Origin of the sequence: Solwaraspora sp. WMMA2056 (genome assembly GCF_030345095.1) — a bacterium.
Taxonomy (GTDB): Bacteria; Actinomycetota; Actinomycetes; order Mycobacteriales; family Micromonosporaceae; genus Micromonospora_E.
In genome coordinates, this window is record NZ_CP128360.1 from 947,324 (window position 1) to 964,938 (window position 17,615).

Below are 17,615 nucleotides of genomic sequence, written 5' to 3' on the forward strand. Positions count from 1 at the left end.
GACGCCAGGCAGGCCGCTCGGGACGCTGACGAGAAGGCCGAACAAGCGACCGCCACGGCTATACGGGCTCTCCTGAGCGACGGTTACACCGTCCGGGATGCGGGTGCCCTTTTGGGACTGTCACCCCAACGCATCTCACAGATCGCCGCTCGAAACACTACGCGACCCACGTCAAGCGCAGCGTAGGGATACGATTCGCTGCTGCCTCCGGCTACATGTACTGGGCGGCGGTCTGCTCGACTTCGCGGATGAACTCCTCCAGCTCGGCCTCGGTCCACTGTTCGTCTTGTAGCAGCGTACCGAGGATCACGATCTGCGCTGGGAAGGAGACCTCGGCATCGACCCCGTCGAGAAGTTCCGCCTCTCCCAGCGCCGCACGGATGAGACCTTCCAGCTGAAGTGCAGGCAGATCCTTGCCCCGTTGGTACTGGTCACGGACCTGTGCGACGAACGCAGACACCTTGTTGAGGTCAGGCTCCGGCCCAAAGTGGCGGTCGACGGCGATCGCGAACGCCGCGCCGATCACCGGGACCGCGCCGTGCCAGTTCGTCCTGCCAAGAACCTCAGTCAACCGGTCGATCGTTCCCCAGTCCCGTCGAGCCATTGCCCGGATCAGATCGCCGAGTTCAGTCGGAACGCTCACGTTGACGCAACCTCGCTAAACCTTGTCGGATGTATCGGTCAGCCCGGCGGGCTGCCAACCCAGCGATAAGAGCTGCCACGACGAGGTGGCCCGCCGCGTCGCCGGCTTCGAGCTTCGGTCTCGTGTCCGTGAAGGCCACTGTAGGGGCCGATGTGCCCGTGGTTGACTGCGACCCTGGCGGGGGAGTCGCCAGGTCCCGCAGGATGTTGAGACCCGAGTCGCCCAGCTCAGCGGTTGTCTTGGCCGTGTCCTGAACATCCTCCGTTCGACGCGCCAGACGGTCCAAGAAGCTGCCGACGCCTCGGCGGGACTCGGAGCGGCGGGTGGTGTCGGCCAGGAGTTCTTCGCCGGTCGGGCCGGCGAGCGTGGGTTCGGTGGGTGCCGAGCCGGGGGCGATACGGTTGGCGTAGGCGTTGAGGTGCCCGGCGGCCTCAATGAGCAGGCGGGCGACCTTTCCGGCCTTGTCTGCGGCGGTCTTCCACTCGGTGGTGGCGTTCGTGACAGCGCGCGCCGACGCTCCTGCGCTCGCGGCGGAAAGGGACTGGTGCGCGTCGGTCACTTCCTGTTGGGCACGCAGGGCCGTCGCGGCGGCCGAGCTGAGGCCGGTCGATGCCCGAGCGATCTGGGCGATGACTTCGGCAACCGTCCCAGCCATCACAAATCCGTGCGGTACGTGTCGACCAGTTCCTCACCGACGTCCAGTCGGGCGATCGCCAACTTGATCTCGCGGAGCGCGGACCTGGCCTCGGTCAGCGCGTCGGTAGCCAGTTCATGGTTGCTGCCCTGACAGGTGTAAGTCGCCAACTCCAGGGCCTCGCCCGCTGTAGCGGCAGCCTGTTGCAAAGTGTTCATGCCGCTGCGGGCGCTCTCCAGGCCCCTGCCCAGCTGAGCCTTGACCTCGTCGACGCTCACCGAGCCGGCCTCCCCGGTCGCGGAGCCGCCGTACCGGAAGGCGACTCACGTTCGTCAGGTACGCCCGACCATAGTCGACCAGCTACGGACCGGCGACCCTGCGCGACGGATATCCGTCACCCGGGCTGGGGTCGCTGCGGCCCACCCGGCCCAGCCATCTTGTCGACGCACCGGCCCTGCTGAGGTAGGCACGGCAGCAAGCAGGCGTCCAAGTAGGGCTGCGTCCAGCTGGGCTGACCGCTCCCTTCGCGTCCGGACCTGCCGATGTCAGGATGTTCGCTCGGCGACTTCGTGGTGTGATGACAGGGCCAGCACTATGAGGAGGCGTCGTCAGTGTCCGACTATCCGGTTCTCATGCACACCGTCCTGGACGCCACCGACGCCCGAGCCCTCGCTGAGTTCTACCGGGAGTTCCTCGGACTGCAATACCGTCCTGGTGACGAACCTCCGGCTGACGGAACCACCGATGACGAAGACTGGCTCGTCCTGGTCGACGGCAACGGCAACCGCAAGCTTGCCTTTCAACAGGTGCCTATATTGGCGCGGCCAACCTGGCCGTCACACGACGTTCCGAAGCAGATGCACCTGGATCTCCACGTACCAACCGTCAACGAGTTGGAGCGACACCGTCGACGAGCCGAGCAGCTCGGAGCCAGCTTGCTTCACGACCGCACCCAGAATTCAGAGGAGCCTCTCTACGTTCTCGCCGATCCGGAGGGACATCCGTTCTGCATCCTCGTCGGCTCGGGGTAGGCCAACGTACGGATCTGCCGCAATCCGGTGCGAGCACCTAACCCAGCTGTTACGGAGCGTAGCCGGCATACACTACGCGGCGCTCTAGGCTGTGGGCATTCGCCGGGAGCGTGGCAGCCTTGCCACGAACTCGGCAGCGAGGATTACATCTCCATGGCTTGCTCGGCGACGTACGTGCCCTTGCCCTGGTGGCCTTCGACCAGGCCACGGTCGCGCAGCAGCCGCAGGGCGGCTTGGGCTGTGGAGACGCTGACCTTGTACGTGTCGGAGAGCTGGGCGTATGTCGGCAGCTTGTCGCCCGGCGACAGCTCACCGGACCGGATCTGCTGGGTGATGTCATCGACGACACGTAGGTAGTCGGCAGGTCGACTGGGCATTTCAGGTACTCCTCGCAACTTCACCTCATGTGCCCATCATGCAAATATCGCACATTTCCAGTCTTCAGTACGTCAAGCGCCACGGCAACGCGCCGCCATACATAGGGACGGAGCCGCTGCTGCGCCTTCTCCGCCGTACAAGACTCGAATGTAGACAGCTCAGTATCCGAAATCTTGAGCCCGGTAATCTGCTCATCGGTCAGCTCGCCGCCGTCAAAGATGAACGAGAGCAGGTCGTCCCAGGGTCCGTGTGGTGACACCCAATCGACCACCAGCAGCCCGGCTACGTGCACGTCCAGCCGCAGGTAGGACGGCAGCTACTTCTCCGCTACGTACACGCCGCGACCGGAATGTCCGACGACGAGGTCTCGGTCGTGCAGGAGTGAGACGGCGCGGTACACGGTTGCTGGGCTGACGTCGTACTGGTCGGCAAGCTGGGCGGTACTGGGCAGCTTGGTGCCAGGCGGTAGTTCGCCGCTCTTGATCTTCGCGGTCAGTTCGTCTGCGATCCGTCGGTAATCGGCTGGTGCTGAGGGCATGGCACATCCCCTTGGTTCGGCACCACTATTCGATCACGCACAACCTCCGTCAGCAAGTGATGCAAGAAACCTGGGGTCCGAGGGTTTACCTACATCAGCTGTTGACGTAGGTTGGTGCTCGGTCAGCCCCTTGGTTCGGCAAACCCGGCGGTCGACCCCGTCAGGGCGGCACCAGCTCTGCCGTCCTGACGGCCCTCACCACGCGGCCCTGCGTGCGTACCGCCGATTGAGGCTGCGCGCGCAGGGCGGGCGGCCCGACCTCCGCACCCCCGTTCGGGGTCGGGCCGCCCTTCCACCCGCTCTACCCCGAAGACCATGCACGACCCGCGTGCTTGAAAGGCGACCTACCATGCGCAGACTCCTCGACTTCCTCCGCGTGAAGATGCCGGCGGCTGATCGGTAGCGTGCCGGCCGACCGGTCGCCGGCGGACCCCCGGCCCGGCGACGAGTTGATCATCGACGGCAGGGCGAGTGTGCAGTTCGCGGCCGGGCGAGGTTTCCGGTTCCGGGTGACGACAGTGGACAAGCGCTGGACATACGAGGGCTGGGTCTGGTTGGCCGGGTACGTGTTGGCACCGGACGGTGAAGCCCGCGAACGGCGGGAGATCTTCGTCCAGCGCGACGGTCTCCGCTGGGCTCGCACCCCACCCCGACACCGCTGACCAGGGCGGCGGCACAACTGCGACGTAAGCCGCGCCGTCTCGACCCGTACCCCTGAAGGTTCCCGACTCTTGGAAGGTGGTTCCTGCTGTGCGTAGGTTCTTTGACCTGTTCCGTCGACCGCCGGTGCGGAGCCGTCGCAACCGGCGGTTGCTCGCCGAAATCGCCCGTCACAACCAGCGGCCGACCGACTCTGCCGCCGGCGAGCGCCGGCCGGTGCGGCGGGCCCCGAACACCGTCGGCCACCTGTACGGCAGGCCGGTGCGGCCGTCGATCAGTCCCGGCCTGGTCCGCGAGCGCCGGTTCACCGGCCGGACCCGGCGCGGCTGCGACCCCACCGAGGTACGCACGTTCCTGCACCTGGTCGCCGACGAGCTGACCGCCCTGCGCGCCGAACTGCACTCCACCCGCGACGAAAACGTGCGGATCAAGCAGGCGTTGCGGGAGTGGCAGTCACAGCAGTTCCAACAGTTTCAGGCAGGGACGGGGGTGGCCGGGTGACCGGGGTCAACGGAGTGCCCGCCGGCCCGGTCGTCCGTGTCGTCGGGTTCGGGTCCGAACGGCGGCGGGCGCAACTCGTGGTCACCGTCGCCAACCTCGACACCGGGGCGGTGGCCTCGACCAGCCTCGTCCCCGGCTCGTTCACGCCGCTGCCGACACCAAACGGCACCTGGTGGCTGCCGTACGCCCCGATCGTCACCGACCTCGCCCAGCGTGCCGGGGTGGCCGCCGCGACGCTGCGCGACCCGGACTTCCCCGACGAACCCGGCCGGCTCCCGTCGTCCGGGCTTACCCTGCCGATCCAGTGGCAGCCCGGCACCCCGGAGCGGGACCGCCACCGGTGGGAGGCGTCGGCGCTCGCCAACCGGATCACCGCGCCGTGGCTGGTCCTGATCGGCCGCAGCGCCGAACCACCGCCACCGGGCGACCCTGCCCGGCTGCTCGGCCGGCTGTGCGCGCTCGCCAACCAACTTCACGTCGACCTGGTCCTCGAAGCCCGACCAGCGTCGACTCCGAGTGGGCTGAGCTGGGACATCCGGTACGAACTCGCCGGCGGGAAAGTGCCCGACTACCCGCACCGCCGGGTAGCCGACCTGCCGGCGGCGATCGCCGCAATCAGCCCGGATCGGGCCGCGTCCGGGCTGGCCGTGGCCGACTGGAACCTGCCCGCCCACTACCTCACCGAGGCTGCCCTCACCCCGCACCCGGTGCCGGTCGGGCTCGACGGTCACCCCGGCGGCCACGACCTCGACCAACTCGAACGACGCATGATCGCCGACGCCGAGCAGCACGGCGGCGCGCAGGCGATCTGGCGGAACCGGCACTGGTGGCACACCAGCCTGCGACCCGACGACACCGAGCCGGGCGGGGTCGGCGGCAGGTTCCGGCGCGGCTGGGAGCCACCAGCGCCGAGATACTGGGGCGAGCCGATCCCCACCCACCCGTGCCGACGATGCACCGACGCGGCAGATCCGCCCTACTGCACCGACTGCTACGGCACCCGCCGGGTCCGCCACGGCGCCGTCGTCACCGTCACCGACCTGCGCGGCCGGACCGTGCACCGCAACTGGCGACCCGACGACGGCACCCCACCCGCCCTCGCCCACACCGACCAGGCGTCCGGCACCAGCGTGTGGCAGCTCCCCGAGCACTACCGGATCGGCCCACTCGCCGCCGAGTTCGGCGTACAGCCGACCGACCTGACCGACATCGACGGCGAACACGTCATCGACCAGCACCTGCGCAACGGCATCAGCCAGATCCCCCACACCGGCGGGGACCCGGTCGCCGCGTACCTTGCCGAAGCCGCCGCCGCCCACGACGGCGCCCGCATCATCGCCCGCGCCACCGACTGGCCCGGCCCCACGCTCGACCAGTTGGCCCGACTCGTCACTGGGCTCGGCCTCGCCCTGGACGTCACCGCCGTCGACCACCGCGACAGCGTCGGCCGGCCGGAGCTGATGCAGGGTCACACCTGGTCGGTCCAGGTCGCCGACCCTGCCACACCCATGACCGTCGACCCGGTCCCCACCAGCGCCGCCCTCCCCGAAGCCGTCGCCCTGTGCAATCGCTACCTCTACGGCGCACTCCGCGCCACCATCCCCACCGACCCCCAACAACCCATCCCCGCCCCACAACAGCCTGCCACCACCGGCCCAGCGCCCGACACCACCAGCTACGTCACCGAGGTACGCAGCCTCGCCGCCGACCACCCCGGCGAACCTGTCACCATCCGCATCCAACCCGACGGGACCCACACCACGAGCTGCTGATCCCACCATTGGCGGTTCGGCGGGCCGGGTTCCTGCGAGGTCCGTCGCAGGTCCTGCCGTCGTTGGCGGATGCCGACGTGATCCTGGAGCGCCGTGACGAGGAGAACCTCGTGCTGATGCGGGCCGAGCGGTTCGACGCGGTGGCGGCCGGGCTGCGGATCGCGGCCCGGTCGTTGGCGCTGCTGGCCCGCCGGCAGCGCGGTCTCGCCGAGGAGCTGCCGTGGCTGACCTGGCTCCCGCCGGAGGAGCGCGTGTCATGCGTACGGGAACTGCTCGCCGATCTGGTCGCCGGTGCCGACACCGGGCTGTTGACGCCGTTCGCCCGCAACCTCGCCTCGTGGCGGTCCACGGCCGAGGCGTGGGCCGACCCGAGCCTCGCCCGGGACCTGCAGGGTCCGTTCGACGGTGACGGCCCGGTGATCGACAAGCCGATGTCGGAGGCGGCGTGACCGGCCGGGGTGAGCAGATCCTGCTGCCGCAGCCGAAGCAGACTTGACTCTGCAGTCATAACGCATTCAAAATGAAGTCATGACTGTGGTGCTCACCATCCGCGACGTGCCGGAGGAGGTGCGGGACCTCCTAGCCCAGCAGGCCCGCGAACGCGGCCAGTCGCTGCAGGCGTACCTGCTGGCCGTCCTCAACCGGCAGGCTGACTTCTGCCGCAACCGGCAGCTCCTCGCCGAGCTCAGCGACGAACTCGACGGCGGCAGCAGCGGAGCCGGACCGACCTCGGCCGACGCCTCCGACCTGCTCGCCCGTTCCCGCGCTGAACGGGATTTCCCGGACTCCGCGCCATCCGGGCGGGACGTCGCGTGATCGTCGTCGACGCCTCGGTCCTCGCGAGCGTGCTCGTCTACAGCGACGACCGCGGTCGCAAGGCCCGCGCCGTCCTGGGTCGCGATCCCGAGTGGGCTGCACCGGAGCACTGGAAGGTCGAGGTCTTCTCCGTCATGCGAGGGCTCGCCCTCGGCGGGAAGATCACCAACGAGATGGCGGCGCGGGCGGTCGACCGGATCAGCCGCCTCGGCGTCGACACCGTGCCGATCGACGATCTGCTCACCCGGATGTGGCAGGTCAAGGCGAACATCAGCGCGTACGACGCCCCCTACGTCGCCCTCGCGGAACGCCGCGCCCTGACGCTGGTGACCGCCGACGGCAAACTCGCCCGCGCGGCGAGCGCGTACTGCCGGGTCGAACTCGTCGCGTAGCGGGACGCGGGTTCGGCGGCCTGGTCTTCCGCCCAGGCAAGCGCTTTCCTATGCTGATCCGATGATTCGGATCGACGACGCGCTGACCCCGGCCAGCCTGCAAACCAGGATCGACCGCCTCTGGGAAGCCTCCGCCCACAAGATCGACTCGATCGAGAAGACCTGCCCGCCCGGGTCGGCGTCGCCGGTCTTCACCGTCGACGGCCGGTACGCCGCGCGTGGCTGGACCGAATGGACCCAGGGCTTCCAGTACGGCTCGGCGCTGCTGCAGTTCGACGCCACCGGCGAACAGCGGTTCCTGGACTCCGCCCGCGAGTTGACCGTCGCCGTGATGGCCAGCCACGTCAGCCACATCGGCGTGCACGACCACGGCTTCAACAACGTCAGCACGTACGGCAACCTGTGGCGGCTGATGGCCGAAGGACGGCTCCCGCACGACCGCGCCGAGCGCGACTTCTACGAGCTGGCGTTGAAGCTGACCGGGGCGGTCCAGGCGGCCCGCTGGCGGGACACCGCCGACAGCACCGGCTACATCTACTCGTTCAACGGGCCGCAGTCGCTGTTCGTCGACACGATCCGCTCCTGCCGGGCGCTGGCCGTGTCGCACCTGCTCGGCCACGCGCTCATGGGTGAACAGGACGAGCGGATCTCGCTGCTCGGCCGGCTCATCGAGCATGCCACCAACACGGCCCGGTACAACGTCTTCTACGGCGAGGGGCGGGACAGCTACGACACCCGGGGCCGCACCGCCCACGAGTCGATCTTCAACGTCAACGACGGCCGGTTCCGCTGCCCGAGCACCCAGCAGGGCTACTCGCCGTTCACCACCTGGACCCGAGGCCTGGCCTGGGCGATGCTCGGCTTCCCGGAGCAGCTGGAATACCTGGCCGTGCTGCCGGACAGCGACCTCGAACCGTACGGCGGGCGGGCCGAAGTGACCGCGATGATGCTGCGGGCCGCCACCGCCACCTGCGACTTCTACCTCGAGCACACCCCGACCGACGGCATCCCGTACTGGGACACCGGCGCACCCGGTCTGGCCGCTCTCGGCGACTACCTGGACCGGCCGGCGGACCCGTACAACGATCATGAGCCGGTCGATTCGTCGGCCGCCTGCATCGGTGCACAGGGTCTGCTGCGACTCGGCCGCTACCTGACCGACGCCGGGCAGCCCGACGCCGGTCGCCGCTACTGGCAGGCCGGGCTGACCGTGGCCGGCACCCTGCTCGACGAGCCGTACCTGAGCACCGACACCCGCCACCAGGGACTGATCCTGCACTCGATCTACCACCGGCCGAACGGCTGGGACCACGTGCCGGCCGGCAGTCGGGTGCCGCACGGCGAGTCGAGCATGTGGGGCGACTACCATGCCCGTGAGCTGGCGCTCTACCTGCAGCGGGTGGCGCGCGACGAGCCGTACTACACGTTCTTCGGCCCGGCCGGCACCGACGGCGCGGGCATCGCCGACAGCGCGGGCACCGTCGGGGGCGCACGGTGACCGCCGCGGACCAGGCCGGCAGCGCGGACCAGGTCGCCATCGTCACCGGCGGCTCGCGCGGCATCGGGCGCGGGATCGTGCTGGCGTTGGCGGCCGCCGGGTACGACGTCGTGGTCAACTACGCCCGCAACGCCGACGCCGCCCGCGAGGTCGGCGAGCAGGTCGAGGCGCTGGGTCGCCGGGTGCTGCTGGTCGGCGCGGACGTGTCGGTCGGCGCGGACCGGCAGCGGCTGGTCGATCAGACCGTGGCGACCTTCGGCCGGATCGATCTGCTGGTCAACAACGCGGGCGTGGCCCCGGACGTACGGGCGGACCTGCTCGACGCGACCGAGGAGTCCTTCGACCGGCTGATCGACATCAATCTGAAGGGTCCGTACTTTCTGACCCAGCAGGTCAGTCGGGCGATGATCGACATGGTCGCGGCCGGCACCGTCACCGCGCCGAAGATCGTCATCGTCTCGTCGATCAGCGCCTACACCGCGAGCGTCAACCGGGGTGACTACTGCGTGGCCAAGGCCGGTCTGGCGATGACCGCCCAGCTGTACGCGGCCCGACTGGCTGAGCACGGGATCAACGTGTATGAGATCCGGCCCGGCATCGTGGCCACCGACATGACCGGACCGGTCCAGGCGAAGTACGACGATCTGATCTTCAACCAGGGTCTGACGCCGATCCGCCGCTGGGGCCGACCGGACGACGTGGGCCGGGCGGTGGTGGCGGTCGCCACCGACCTGCTGCCGTTCAGCACCGGCCAGGTGCTCGACGTGGACGGTGGATTCCACCTGCGGACGCTGTAAACCGGCCGGACGCGGGAAGCCGGCAGGCGCTCCAGTCTGCCGGCACCCCTACGGGTGACCGATGGGGGGTCGACCAGGGCTACGCCCGGAGGTGCCGGCGTCGACCGGCCGGCAGGATTCGGGGCATGGACATCGCTCTGGTCGGCTGGTTGGCTCTGGCCGGCGGCTGGCTCGCCGCCGCCGTGATCGCCGAGTCGCTGCCGTCGGTGGGCAGCCCGGCGGCGCTGCGGCGCCGGGTCGGCTGGCTGACCGCGTTCGTGCTGGCCGGCCTGGGCGGGGTCGCCGGGTTGATCGGGGGCGGGGCGGCCAGCGCGCAGGTGCTGCTGGTCGCCGTACCGGCGGCGGCGGTCGCGGTGGTGACCCTGCCGCGCCTGCGGCGGCTGTACGGCGGGTCGGCGGCGTTCGTCACCGCGCCCGCCGCGCCGAGTCCACCGGGGCTGCTGGCCCGCGCGGCGCACCCGCTGGTGGCGTTGCCGGTGCAGGTGACGGCGGTGGCGCTGGTGCCGGTCGCGGCGTGGTACTTCGGCGGCGGGCCGGGGCTGGGGTTGGTCGACGACGGGCTGGTGCTGGCGGCAGCGGTGGCCCTGCTGGTCGTGGTCGGGGTGCGGCATGCGCTGCGGCACAGCGCGCTGGCCGAGCGGGCGTTGGCTCGGCACGGTTGAGCCACGGGGGCACGGCCGCGTCGGGGGCACCGTCGGGGCAGGGGGGAACGATTGAGCCCCGGGGGTACGCCCCCGGGGCTCAATCGTGGCCCAACCGTTGACTCAGTCCAGGTCGAACTCGCCGTCGCGGGCTCCGCCGAGGAACGCGTCCCACTCGTCGGCGGTGAAGATCAACGCCGGCCCGGTCGGGTTCTTCGAGTCGCGGATCGCGATCGCCTGGTCGACGAAGGCGACCTCCACGCAGTTGTCGCAGTTCGGTCCGCTGCGTGAGCTCTTCTGCCAGACCGCCCGGGTGAGGTCTACCCGGAGCCCCTTAACCTCGATGTCCACAATGGCTCCTTAGCACGTTTCGCGATCATGGCGACGGACTCCTCGGGGGCGAGAGCCGCCGCGCGTATGTGATCGAAGATGAAGATGTATTTGCGTAGTTCCTCGGTCTTCTCCAGGAAGAGCCCACCGGTGGCGTTCTCCGCGTAGACCACGTCCGCGTCGCTCGGCTCCGGGAAGTCGAGGATCGTGAACGTGCCGTCCATGCCGGCGTGTGCGCCCACCTCGAAGGGCAGGATCTGCAACGTGACGTTCGGCAGGTCTGCCGCTTCGACGAGGCGGTGCAGTTGTGCCCGCATCACCGCGTCCCCACCGACCGGCCGACTCAGCACCGCCTCATCGAGCACCGCCCATACGTCGATCTGATCTTCCTGAGTCAACAACGACTGACGCTTCAGTCGGACATGGACGCGGTGGTCGACTTCTTCGGCGGTGATGTCGGGGCGGGCGGCGCAGATCATCGCGCGGGCGTAGTCCGCGGTCTGCAGCAGCCCTGGGACGACCTGTTGCTCGTACGCCCGCACCGACCTGGCCGCCGCCTCGAAGCCCACGTAGGCCCCGGTCAGCACCGTCGAGTACGGATGCCACCAGCCCTTCTGCCGGGCCTCCCGGGCGATCTGCACCAACTCCTCGGCCTCGGTGCCGGTCACGCCGTAGATCTCCAGCATGTCGCGGACGTCGCGGGGCGTCGCAGTCGTGTGCCCGGTCTCGATCCGGGAAACTTTCGACGAGGAGCACTCCAGGCGCTCCGCGACAGCATCGATCGTGACGCCCGCAGCGTCCCGCCGCCGGCGCAGTTCGGCGCCGAGACGGCGGCGCCGGACGGTCGGGCTTCGGCGCTCGGTCACCGGTCACCTCCGGTCAGGGGTGTAGGGGCAGTCGGCGGACCCCGCTCACGCAGCTGAGGGGCGACGATGGGACCGTCGCGAGCGGTAGTACGGGGCGGGGGAGGTCGCCGACGCGGGAAGAATCCCGTTCAGTCTGCCGTGGGTACACGTAGGACTTCAAGCAGCAATCTAGCGAGTGACTCTCGCACCACGCCAGACCCAACTTGCAACTTGCATTGATCGCGGCAGTGGTGCACCCTTTCCGTAGGCCTAAGGTCACTCAGCGTTGATGCATGATCGTTCCTTCCCGGTTGCGCCGTGCCGGGTCGGCGCGACCTGCCGCCACGTCCGCATCCGGTCGCCGACGACCGACCCCGCCGGGTCCGCCGTCGGTGACGGTGTCGACGTACGTGCCGCTGGGTGGCGACCTCGACAACGGCAATCCACCACAGGAGTCGCGATGCTGCTGCCCCGCTCAGGAGAGGTACTCCACGTGACCCGTGCGGCCAGCGTGCAGTTCACCGAACCGCTGCTGTTCCGGGTGATCAGGGTGCACGACTGGCCGACGTACCAGGGCTGGATCTGGCTCGACGGCTACGAGCTCAACGCCGCCGGCGACGCGGTGGACCGGCGGTCGATCTTCGTGCAGATCGACGGGCTGCGGCGGCTGCGGGTGGTGGCCGACCTGCCGGGCCGGGCAGCGCAACGCCGCCCGGCGGCCCAGGCGATGTCCGCGCGGGCCAGCTGACCTCAGCAGGCCGGCCCGCCAGCCCGCGCGGCGCCGCGTTCAGTCGTCCTCGTCGTCGGACTCCCCGGTGGGGGTCGCCGACGGACTCGGCTCCGGTGACGGCTCGCTGTCGGACGCGGCGAGCACGAGCTCGATCTCGGTGCCCGGCGGCACCTCGCTGCCGGCCGGCGGATTCGTCTCGATGACCGTGCCTGCCGGCTGGTCCGAGTCCCGGAAGGTCAGCCGGTAGCCAAGGTCGCTCTCGTCCAGCAGTTGCCGCGCCTGCGCCTCGGTCATCCCCACCAGGTTCGGTACGGCGACCTCGGTGGGCGCGCTGCTCTGCTCCGGCTCCGGCTCGGTCGGCTCCGCTTCGGTCGGCTCGGGCTGGCCCGTCGGCTCCGTCGGAGCGGACGCGGTCGGTGCCGTCGTCGGGCCGGGACCGCCCGGGTCCTGCGTGTCGTCCAGGTTGGCCACCCACCAGATCAGGGTGCCGACCAGGGCGATCACGACCAGTACCAGTACGCCCAGCAGGATCGGCAACCACCACGGCCGGCCAGCCTGACCGGGGCGCTCCGGCTCGCCCCAGCCGCCGCCGGTGCCGCCACCGCCCGCACCGGGCCAGCCCTCGGCGGCGTCACCGCCCGCCGGCCGCACCGGCACCCCGGCCCGACCCGACCAGGCCGGTTCCCGGTCGCCGCCGGTCGGTGGCATCGCTGCGGTCCCCGCGCCGGCCGGCGGCATGGCACCGGTCCCCGGGCCGGGCGGCACCGCCCCGGTGCCGGGCCCGGCCGGCGACGCCGTGCCGGGCCCAGGGCCCGGTTGGTCCGCCCTGGTCGGCCCGCCCGCGTCGCCGTCGCCGTCGCCGTCGGGGTCGCCGGCCCGGGTGGCCCACGGGTCGACCGGGCGGGGCAGTTGACTCGTGTAGTCCCCGACGTCGCGACCTGCCGAGCCGTCCTGGGCAGGATCTCTCGGTCTGTCGGCCATGCTCGTCCTCTCCGTACCACCCGGTGTGACATTCGGTAAGGCTCAAGATAGCCAGCCGCCGCCCGCACAGCGTGCCGACGCCCACGAGTCGCCTCGGCCCGCGCTGACCGCTACAGTGCCCGGCATGGCCGTACGAGGCTGGGGAAGATCGGTCGCCACGGCGACCGGCGTAGCTGCGGGCGCGGGTGCCGCACAGCTCGGCCTGGGCTACGGCCTCGGCATAGTCGCCTGGTTACCGTCCGTCGACATCGGCGGGGAGTCGGCCTGGGTCGCCAGCCTCGCCTGGGCCACCTGGATCGTGGCGACGTCGGTGGTGATCGGTGCCGTGGCCGCCGACCGGCTGGCCCCGTCGGCGACAACGGACGGATCGGCACCGGACGCACGCTGGCAGCCGGAGAGTCTGCTCACCGCGAGCCTGTGGCGACTGGCGCTGGCCGCCGCCGCAGCGGTCGGCGGCATGTTGATCGTGGCGCTGATCGCCGTACCGGCGCGCAGCGCGACCCGGGCCGACACCTTCTCGCCGCAGACGATCGCCGCCGGTTACGCGATGGTCGGCGCGGTCGTCGGACTGCTGATGGCGATCTGGGCGGTCGCCTCCCGGGCGGCGGCGGTCAACGTGATCGCGACCGTCGGCTGGTTGTGGCTGCTGGCCGTGGTGGCCGTGGTCGATTCGGTGCTGGCCGGCACCGGGCTGACCAGCGCCCAGCTCGGGGTCTGGCAGATCACCGCCGACGACGAGCGGTACTGGTTCCGCAACATCTACTGGCCGGGTGCGGCGTTGTCGCTGGGCTCGGCGTTCATCATCGGCGCGGTGTCGGCCTGGCCGGCCGCCCGTGACGCCCGTCGCCGGATCGGCGCGGCGATCTCCGGATGCGTCGGCCCGGTGCTGATCGCCGCCGCGTACTTCCTGGCCGCACCCCGGCTGGTCGGGCCACGCGCGGAGCAGTTGTCGGCGCACCTGCTGGCGCCGTACGCGGTGATCGCCGGGCTGGCGGGCTCGGTGCTGGTCACCGCGATCGCCCAGCGGCTGGAGGTCTCCCGGCAGCGGGCCGACCGCACCGACGCCGACCCGCCGAGCGTGGCCGACGGCGACGGCACGGGCAGCGCCGGCGCCGGCGACGGCTCGGGCGACGCCGACGACCGGCAGGCCGCGCCGGTGCCGACCCAGCCGGCGGGCAGCCCAACCGGCAGCCCGACGGGCAGCGCGGCCGGTGCGACCGGTCAGGCGCCGGCGCGCGGTACGGCGTCGGTGTCCGGACCCGGTCGTGGGCGCCCGTCCGCATCCGGTGGCGGCAGCCCGTCGTAGGCAGCCCGCGCCGGCAGGACACGTAGGCGCTGCCGGCGGATCAGTCGACCGGCCAGGTGTGCACCGGCTCGTTGCTGCGCTGCAACTCGGCGTAGCGCTGCAGCATGTGGTGCAGCGCCTCGGGCCGGGCCAGCCCGTGCTCACGCTCGGCACGCCAGACCGACTCGGTCTGCCAGACCGCGCCGTTGCGACCAGTACGGCACCGCTGCTCGATGATGCCGAGGAGCCGGTCGCGCTGCGCCGGGGCGACACCGAACCGGTCCAGCCCGGCGTACGCCTTCGGCAGCAGGACCTCCAGCACCAGGTCGGTGACCGCGATCTCGCCGAGCTGCGGCCAGTGTAGTTGGGCGGCGAGACCACGGCGGGCCGCCTGGTGGAAGTTCTCCTCGGCGGCGGCGAAGGTGAGCTGGGTCCAGACCGGGCGGTCGGCCTCCGCCAGCTCGCGGGCCAGGCCGAAGTAGAAGGCGGCGTTGGCCAGCATGTCGACGACGGTCGGCCCGGCGGGCAGCACCCGGTTCTCGACCCGCAGGTGCGGGCGGCCGCTCATGATGTCGTACACCGGTCGGTTCCACCGGTAGACGGTGCCGTTGTGCAGCCGTAGTTCGCTCAGCTCCGGCACGCCGCCGTTCTGCAGGACCTCGACCGGGTCCTCGTCGGCGCAGATCGGCAACAGCGGCGGGAAGTACCGGACGTTCTCCTCGAACAGGTCGAAGATCGAGGTGATCCACCGTTCGCCGAACCAGACCCGGGGCCGTACGCCCTGGGCCTTCAGCTCGTCGGGCCGGGTGTCGGTGGCCTGTTCGAACAGCACGATCCGGGTCTCCGACCAGAGCTGCTTGCTGTAGAAGAACGGCGCGTTGGCGCCGAGGGCGACCTGCACCCCGGCGATGGCCTGGGACGCGTTCCAGTACGCGGCGAACGTGTCGGGCGAGACCTGCAGATGGAACTGGACGCTGGTGCAGCCGGCCTCGGGGGCGATCGAGTCGGTGTACGCCTGCAACCGCTCGACGCCCCGGATGTCCAGCCGGATGTCCTCGCCACGGGCGGCGACGATCTGCTCGTTGAGCACCCGGTACCGCCCGTTGGTGGAGAGGTTGTTGAGCACCAGGTGTTGCGGGGTCAGGGTGGGCAGGATGCCGATCAGGATGATCGCGGCGTCGGCCTTGGCCGCCCGGTCGCCGGCACGGGCCAGGCTGGCCTGCAGGTCTGCCTCGTAGTCGGCGAAGCCGTCGCCCTCGATCAGCCGGGGTCGGGCGTTCAGCTCCAGGTTGAACTGGCCCAGCTCCGTCTGAAATGTCGGATCAGCGAGGTTGGCGAGAATTTCCGCGTTCCGCATGGCGGGCTCCGCGTACGGGTCGATCAGGTTCAGTTCCACCTCGAGGCCCGTGGTGGGGCGGTCGGCGTCGAACTTGAAGTCGTCGAGCATCAACGCGAACACGTCGAGACACCGACGGACCTTCTGCCGGTACCGGACGCGGTCCTCCCGGGTGAACGGCGCGCGTGATGCGACATCCCTGCCCATAATGCCCTCCCCGGCGCGTCGACACCCCGCCCCGCCGGCCCGATGGCCGAGCGGCGCGGCGAAGCCGTCTACGACTGTTGGTGGTGCAGCCCCTGCTCGACCGCGACTGTCGTCGGCCCCCCGAGCCGGGACAGGCGGTGATCGCCCCAAAGTGAGCGGGTCGAAGCGCTCGGTTTCACCTTTTCACATCCGGCGGGCGTCTTCTACTGGGCTTATCACACACAGCGGCACCCCGGTCACCGTCGACGGTGACCGGGGTGCCGCTGTAAGGTGCGGGGCTCAGGCAGGGCTCCGCTGCCGCAGCCGGGCTCACGCCTGGCGGATGGCCTCACCCTCGATCTCGATCTTGATCTTCTTGGCCACCAGGACGCCGCCGGTCTCCAGCGCGACGTTCCACGTCAGGCCGAACTCCTCGCGGTCGATCTCGGTGGTCGCGGTGAATCCGAAGATGTCCTGGCCGAACGGGCTACGGCCGGCACCCTCGAACTCGACGGCCAGCTCGACCGGGCGGGTGACGTCCTTGATCGTCAGCTCACCGGCGAGAACGAACTCGTTGCCGTCGACCGAGGCGATCCCGGTGCTGCGGAACTCCAGCGTGGTGAACTTCTCGGTGTCCAGGAAGTCACCGCTGCGCAGGTGGGCGTCACGGTCGGCCTGTCCGGTGGTGATACTGGCGGCCTGCAGCACTGCGGTGACCGAGGACTGCAGCGGGTCCTCGGCGACCGTGATGGTGGCCGTGGCCTCGGCGAACTCACCCCGGACCTTGCTGACCATCATGTGCCGGGCGACGAAGCCGACCCGCTTGTGCGCCTGGTCGAGCTCGTAGGTGCCGGCCGTCGGGATGGTGATGCCGTTCCACTCGCGGGTGTTCTGGTCGGTGCTCATGGCTGCCTCTCGGGGACAAGCGGTTGAGGGATGACGTGTGCAGCAGCAATATTAGACTAAGCAATATTCCCCGTGTCAAGCACTGCTAGGATGACCTGGTGACCGAGCACCTCGCCGACGATCCGCGGATCACCGCGATCGGGCTCCTCTTCGAAGTCCATGCTGGCCTGGCTGCCCGCTTCGCGGCGCAGTTCGAGGAGCAAGGGCTCTCCTCCGTCGAGTTCGAGGTGCTGATGCGGTTGCGTCGCTCCCCGAGCCACCAACTGCGGATGACCGACCTTGCCGCACAGGCCGCCCTGTCCACCAGCGGCGCCACCCGGGTCGTCGACCGGATGGTCCGCGACGGGCTGGTCTGTCGCCGGGCCTGTCCGACCGACCGACGCAGTTCGTACGCCGTACTGACCCGCGCCGGCCAGCAACGCCTCGACGAGACGCTGCCCCGGCACCTGGAGCTGATCGAGCAGTGGTTCACCGGCCAGCTGCAACCGGCCGAACTCGCGGCGTTCCTCGGCACTCTCCGGCGGCTTCGCGACGCCGTGCACCCCGGCGCCACCGCTGGCAGTGACGAGACGCTCGCGGAGACAGCCTGACCGACCGGCGGGACCGGCAGAAGGACCGGCAGAAACCAACAGCGGACACCTTCATAAGCCCACGAAAGTCGCATTCAGCTCGGAACTTCTGGATACCGTACTGACGGCCGGGAACGTAACGGGGG

At 70.2% G+C, this 17,615-nt stretch carries 23 protein-coding genes; 13 read left to right on the forward strand and 10 right to left on the reverse strand.

What is annotated here, in order from left to right:
- Positions 1–211 precede the first annotated feature (211 nt).
- Genes O7608_RS04385 through O7608_RS04395 form a run of 3 tightly spaced genes read right to left on the reverse strand, consistent with a single transcriptional unit; the run spans position 212 to position 1,555 of the window.
- A complete protein-coding gene (locus O7608_RS04385) occupies positions 212–643 on the reverse strand; it encodes a hypothetical protein (protein ID WP_281552416.1) in 432 nt (143 codons plus the stop codon).
- Positions 627–1,298: a hypothetical protein gene (locus O7608_RS04390; RefSeq protein WP_281552415.1), complete on the reverse strand. Its 672-nt coding sequence runs from the start codon at positions 1,296–1,298 to the stop codon at positions 627–629. The genes O7608_RS04385 and O7608_RS04390 overlap by 17 nt, the downstream gene beginning before the upstream one ends.
- A complete protein-coding gene (locus O7608_RS04395) occupies positions 1,298–1,555 on the reverse strand; it encodes a hypothetical protein (protein ID WP_281552414.1) in 258 nt (85 codons plus the stop codon). The genes O7608_RS04390 and O7608_RS04395 overlap by 1 nt, the downstream gene beginning before the upstream one ends.
- A 333-nt stretch (positions 1,556–1,888) precedes the next feature.
- Between O7608_RS04395 and O7608_RS04400 the strand changes: the two genes are divergently transcribed.
- A complete protein-coding gene (locus tag O7608_RS04400) occupies positions 1,889–2,308 on the forward strand; it encodes a VOC family protein (protein ID WP_281552413.1) in 420 nt (139 codons plus the stop codon).
- 143 nt (positions 2,309–2,451) lie between these two features.
- On the opposite strand, the gene O7608_RS04405 is transcribed toward O7608_RS04400, so the two are convergent.
- Together O7608_RS04405 and O7608_RS04410 are read right to left on the reverse strand one after the other, a co-directional pair.
- Entirely contained in the window at positions 2,452–2,685 is a 234-nt protein-coding gene (locus tag O7608_RS04405; protein WP_281552412.1) for a winged helix-turn-helix domain-containing protein, read from the reverse strand.
- Positions 2,686–3,002: 317 nt separating this feature from the next.
- Positions 3,003–3,224, reverse strand: a complete 222-nt coding sequence (locus O7608_RS04410; protein ID WP_281552411.1) for a winged helix-turn-helix domain-containing protein — start codon at positions 3,222–3,224, stop codon at positions 3,003–3,005.
- Between the two features lie 404 nt (positions 3,225–3,628).
- On the opposite strand from O7608_RS04410, the gene O7608_RS04415 reads away from it, so the two are divergent.
- The 9 genes from O7608_RS04415 (at position 3,629) to O7608_RS04455 (ending at position 10,322) form a co-directional block, all read left to right on the forward strand.
- Positions 3,629–3,886 (forward strand): hypothetical protein, encoded by a 258-nt coding sequence (locus O7608_RS04415; RefSeq protein WP_281552410.1) that lies wholly within the window; start codon positions 3,629–3,631, stop codon positions 3,884–3,886.
- A gap of 88 nt (positions 3,887–3,974) precedes the next feature.
- Positions 3,975–4,385 carry a DivIVA domain-containing protein gene (locus tag O7608_RS04420; protein ID WP_502959173.1) on the forward strand — a complete coding sequence of 137 codons (411 nt, stop codon included), beginning with the start codon at positions 3,975–3,977 and terminating at the stop codon, positions 4,383–4,385.
- Positions 4,382–6,157, forward strand: a complete 1,776-nt coding sequence (locus O7608_RS04425; RefSeq protein ID WP_289208755.1) for a hypothetical protein — start codon at positions 4,382–4,384, stop codon at positions 6,155–6,157. Before O7608_RS04420 ends, O7608_RS04425 begins: the two co-directional genes overlap by 4 nt.
- An 8-nt stretch (positions 6,158–6,165) precedes the next feature.
- The gene (locus O7608_RS04430; protein WP_289208756.1) at positions 6,166–6,606 is read left to right on the forward strand and encodes a hypothetical protein; all 441 of its coding nucleotides are present in this window, start codon (positions 6,166–6,168) and stop codon (positions 6,604–6,606) included.
- 79 nt (positions 6,607–6,685) lie between these two features.
- A complete protein-coding gene (locus O7608_RS04435) occupies positions 6,686–6,973 on the forward strand; it encodes a FitA-like ribbon-helix-helix domain-containing protein (protein WP_289208757.1) in 288 nt (95 codons plus the stop codon).
- Positions 6,970–7,365, forward strand: coding sequence for a type II toxin-antitoxin system VapC family toxin (locus O7608_RS04440; RefSeq protein WP_289208758.1), 396 nt, complete (start codon positions 6,970–6,972; stop codon positions 7,363–7,365). The genes O7608_RS04435 and O7608_RS04440 overlap by 4 nt, the downstream gene beginning before the upstream one ends.
- A 61-nt stretch (positions 7,366–7,426) precedes the next feature.
- Positions 7,427–8,863 carry a hypothetical protein gene (locus O7608_RS04445; protein WP_289208759.1) on the forward strand — a complete coding sequence of 479 codons (1,437 nt, stop codon included), beginning with the start codon at positions 7,427–7,429 and terminating at the stop codon, positions 8,861–8,863.
- Positions 8,860–9,660: a 3-ketoacyl-ACP reductase gene (locus O7608_RS04450; RefSeq protein WP_289208760.1), complete on the forward strand. Its 801-nt coding sequence runs from the start codon at positions 8,860–8,862 to the stop codon at positions 9,658–9,660. The genes O7608_RS04445 and O7608_RS04450 overlap by 4 nt, the downstream gene beginning before the upstream one ends.
- Positions 9,661–9,785: 125 nt before the next feature.
- The gene (locus O7608_RS04455; RefSeq protein WP_289208761.1) at positions 9,786–10,322 is read left to right on the forward strand and encodes a hypothetical protein; all 537 of its coding nucleotides are present in this window, start codon (positions 9,786–9,788) and stop codon (positions 10,320–10,322) included.
- 102 nt (positions 10,323–10,424) lie between these two features.
- Here O7608_RS04455 and O7608_RS04460 read toward each other — a convergent pair whose 3' ends face one another.
- Together O7608_RS04460 and O7608_RS04465 are read right to left on the reverse strand one after the other, a co-directional pair.
- Entirely contained in the window at positions 10,425–10,646 is a 222-nt protein-coding gene (locus tag O7608_RS04460) for a DUF397 domain-containing protein (protein WP_421361415.1), read from the reverse strand.
- Entirely contained in the window at positions 10,622–11,497 is an 876-nt protein-coding gene (locus O7608_RS04465) for a helix-turn-helix domain-containing protein (RefSeq protein ID WP_289208763.1), read from the reverse strand. The genes O7608_RS04460 and O7608_RS04465 overlap by 25 nt, the downstream gene beginning before the upstream one ends.
- 442 nt (positions 11,498–11,939) lie before the next feature.
- On the opposite strand from O7608_RS04465, the gene O7608_RS04470 reads away from it, so the two are divergent.
- Positions 11,940–12,224, forward strand: coding sequence for a hypothetical protein (locus tag O7608_RS04470; protein WP_289210776.1), 285 nt, complete (start codon positions 11,940–11,942; stop codon positions 12,222–12,224).
- A 39-nt stretch (positions 12,225–12,263) separates the two neighbouring features.
- On the opposite strand, the gene O7608_RS04475 is transcribed toward O7608_RS04470, so the two are convergent.
- A complete protein-coding gene (locus O7608_RS04475) occupies positions 12,264–13,187 on the reverse strand; it encodes a PASTA domain-containing protein (protein WP_289208764.1) in 924 nt (307 codons plus the stop codon).
- A gap of 124 nt (positions 13,188–13,311) precedes the next feature.
- Between O7608_RS04475 and O7608_RS04480 the strand changes: the two genes are divergently transcribed.
- On the forward strand, positions 13,312–14,493 hold the full coding sequence (locus O7608_RS04480) for a hypothetical protein (RefSeq protein WP_289208765.1): 1,182 nt from the start codon (positions 13,312–13,314) through the stop codon (positions 14,491–14,493).
- A 40-nt stretch (positions 14,494–14,533) separates the two neighbouring features.
- Here O7608_RS04480 and O7608_RS04485 read toward each other — a convergent pair whose 3' ends face one another.
- Positions 14,534–16,015, reverse strand: coding sequence for a glutamate-cysteine ligase family protein (locus O7608_RS04485; protein ID WP_289208766.1), 1,482 nt, complete (start codon positions 16,013–16,015; stop codon positions 14,534–14,536).
- A gap of 309 nt (positions 16,016–16,324) precedes the next feature.
- The gene (locus tag O7608_RS04490) at positions 16,325–16,900 is read right to left on the reverse strand and encodes a YceI family protein (RefSeq protein WP_289208767.1); all 576 of its coding nucleotides are present in this window, start codon (positions 16,898–16,900) and stop codon (positions 16,325–16,327) included.
- Positions 16,901–16,998: 98 nt separating this feature from the next.
- Between O7608_RS04490 and O7608_RS04495 the strand changes: the two genes are divergently transcribed.
- Entirely contained in the window at positions 16,999–17,490 is a 492-nt protein-coding gene (locus tag O7608_RS04495) for a MarR family winged helix-turn-helix transcriptional regulator (protein WP_289208768.1), read from the forward strand.
- Positions 17,491–17,615: the final 125 nt, after the last annotated feature.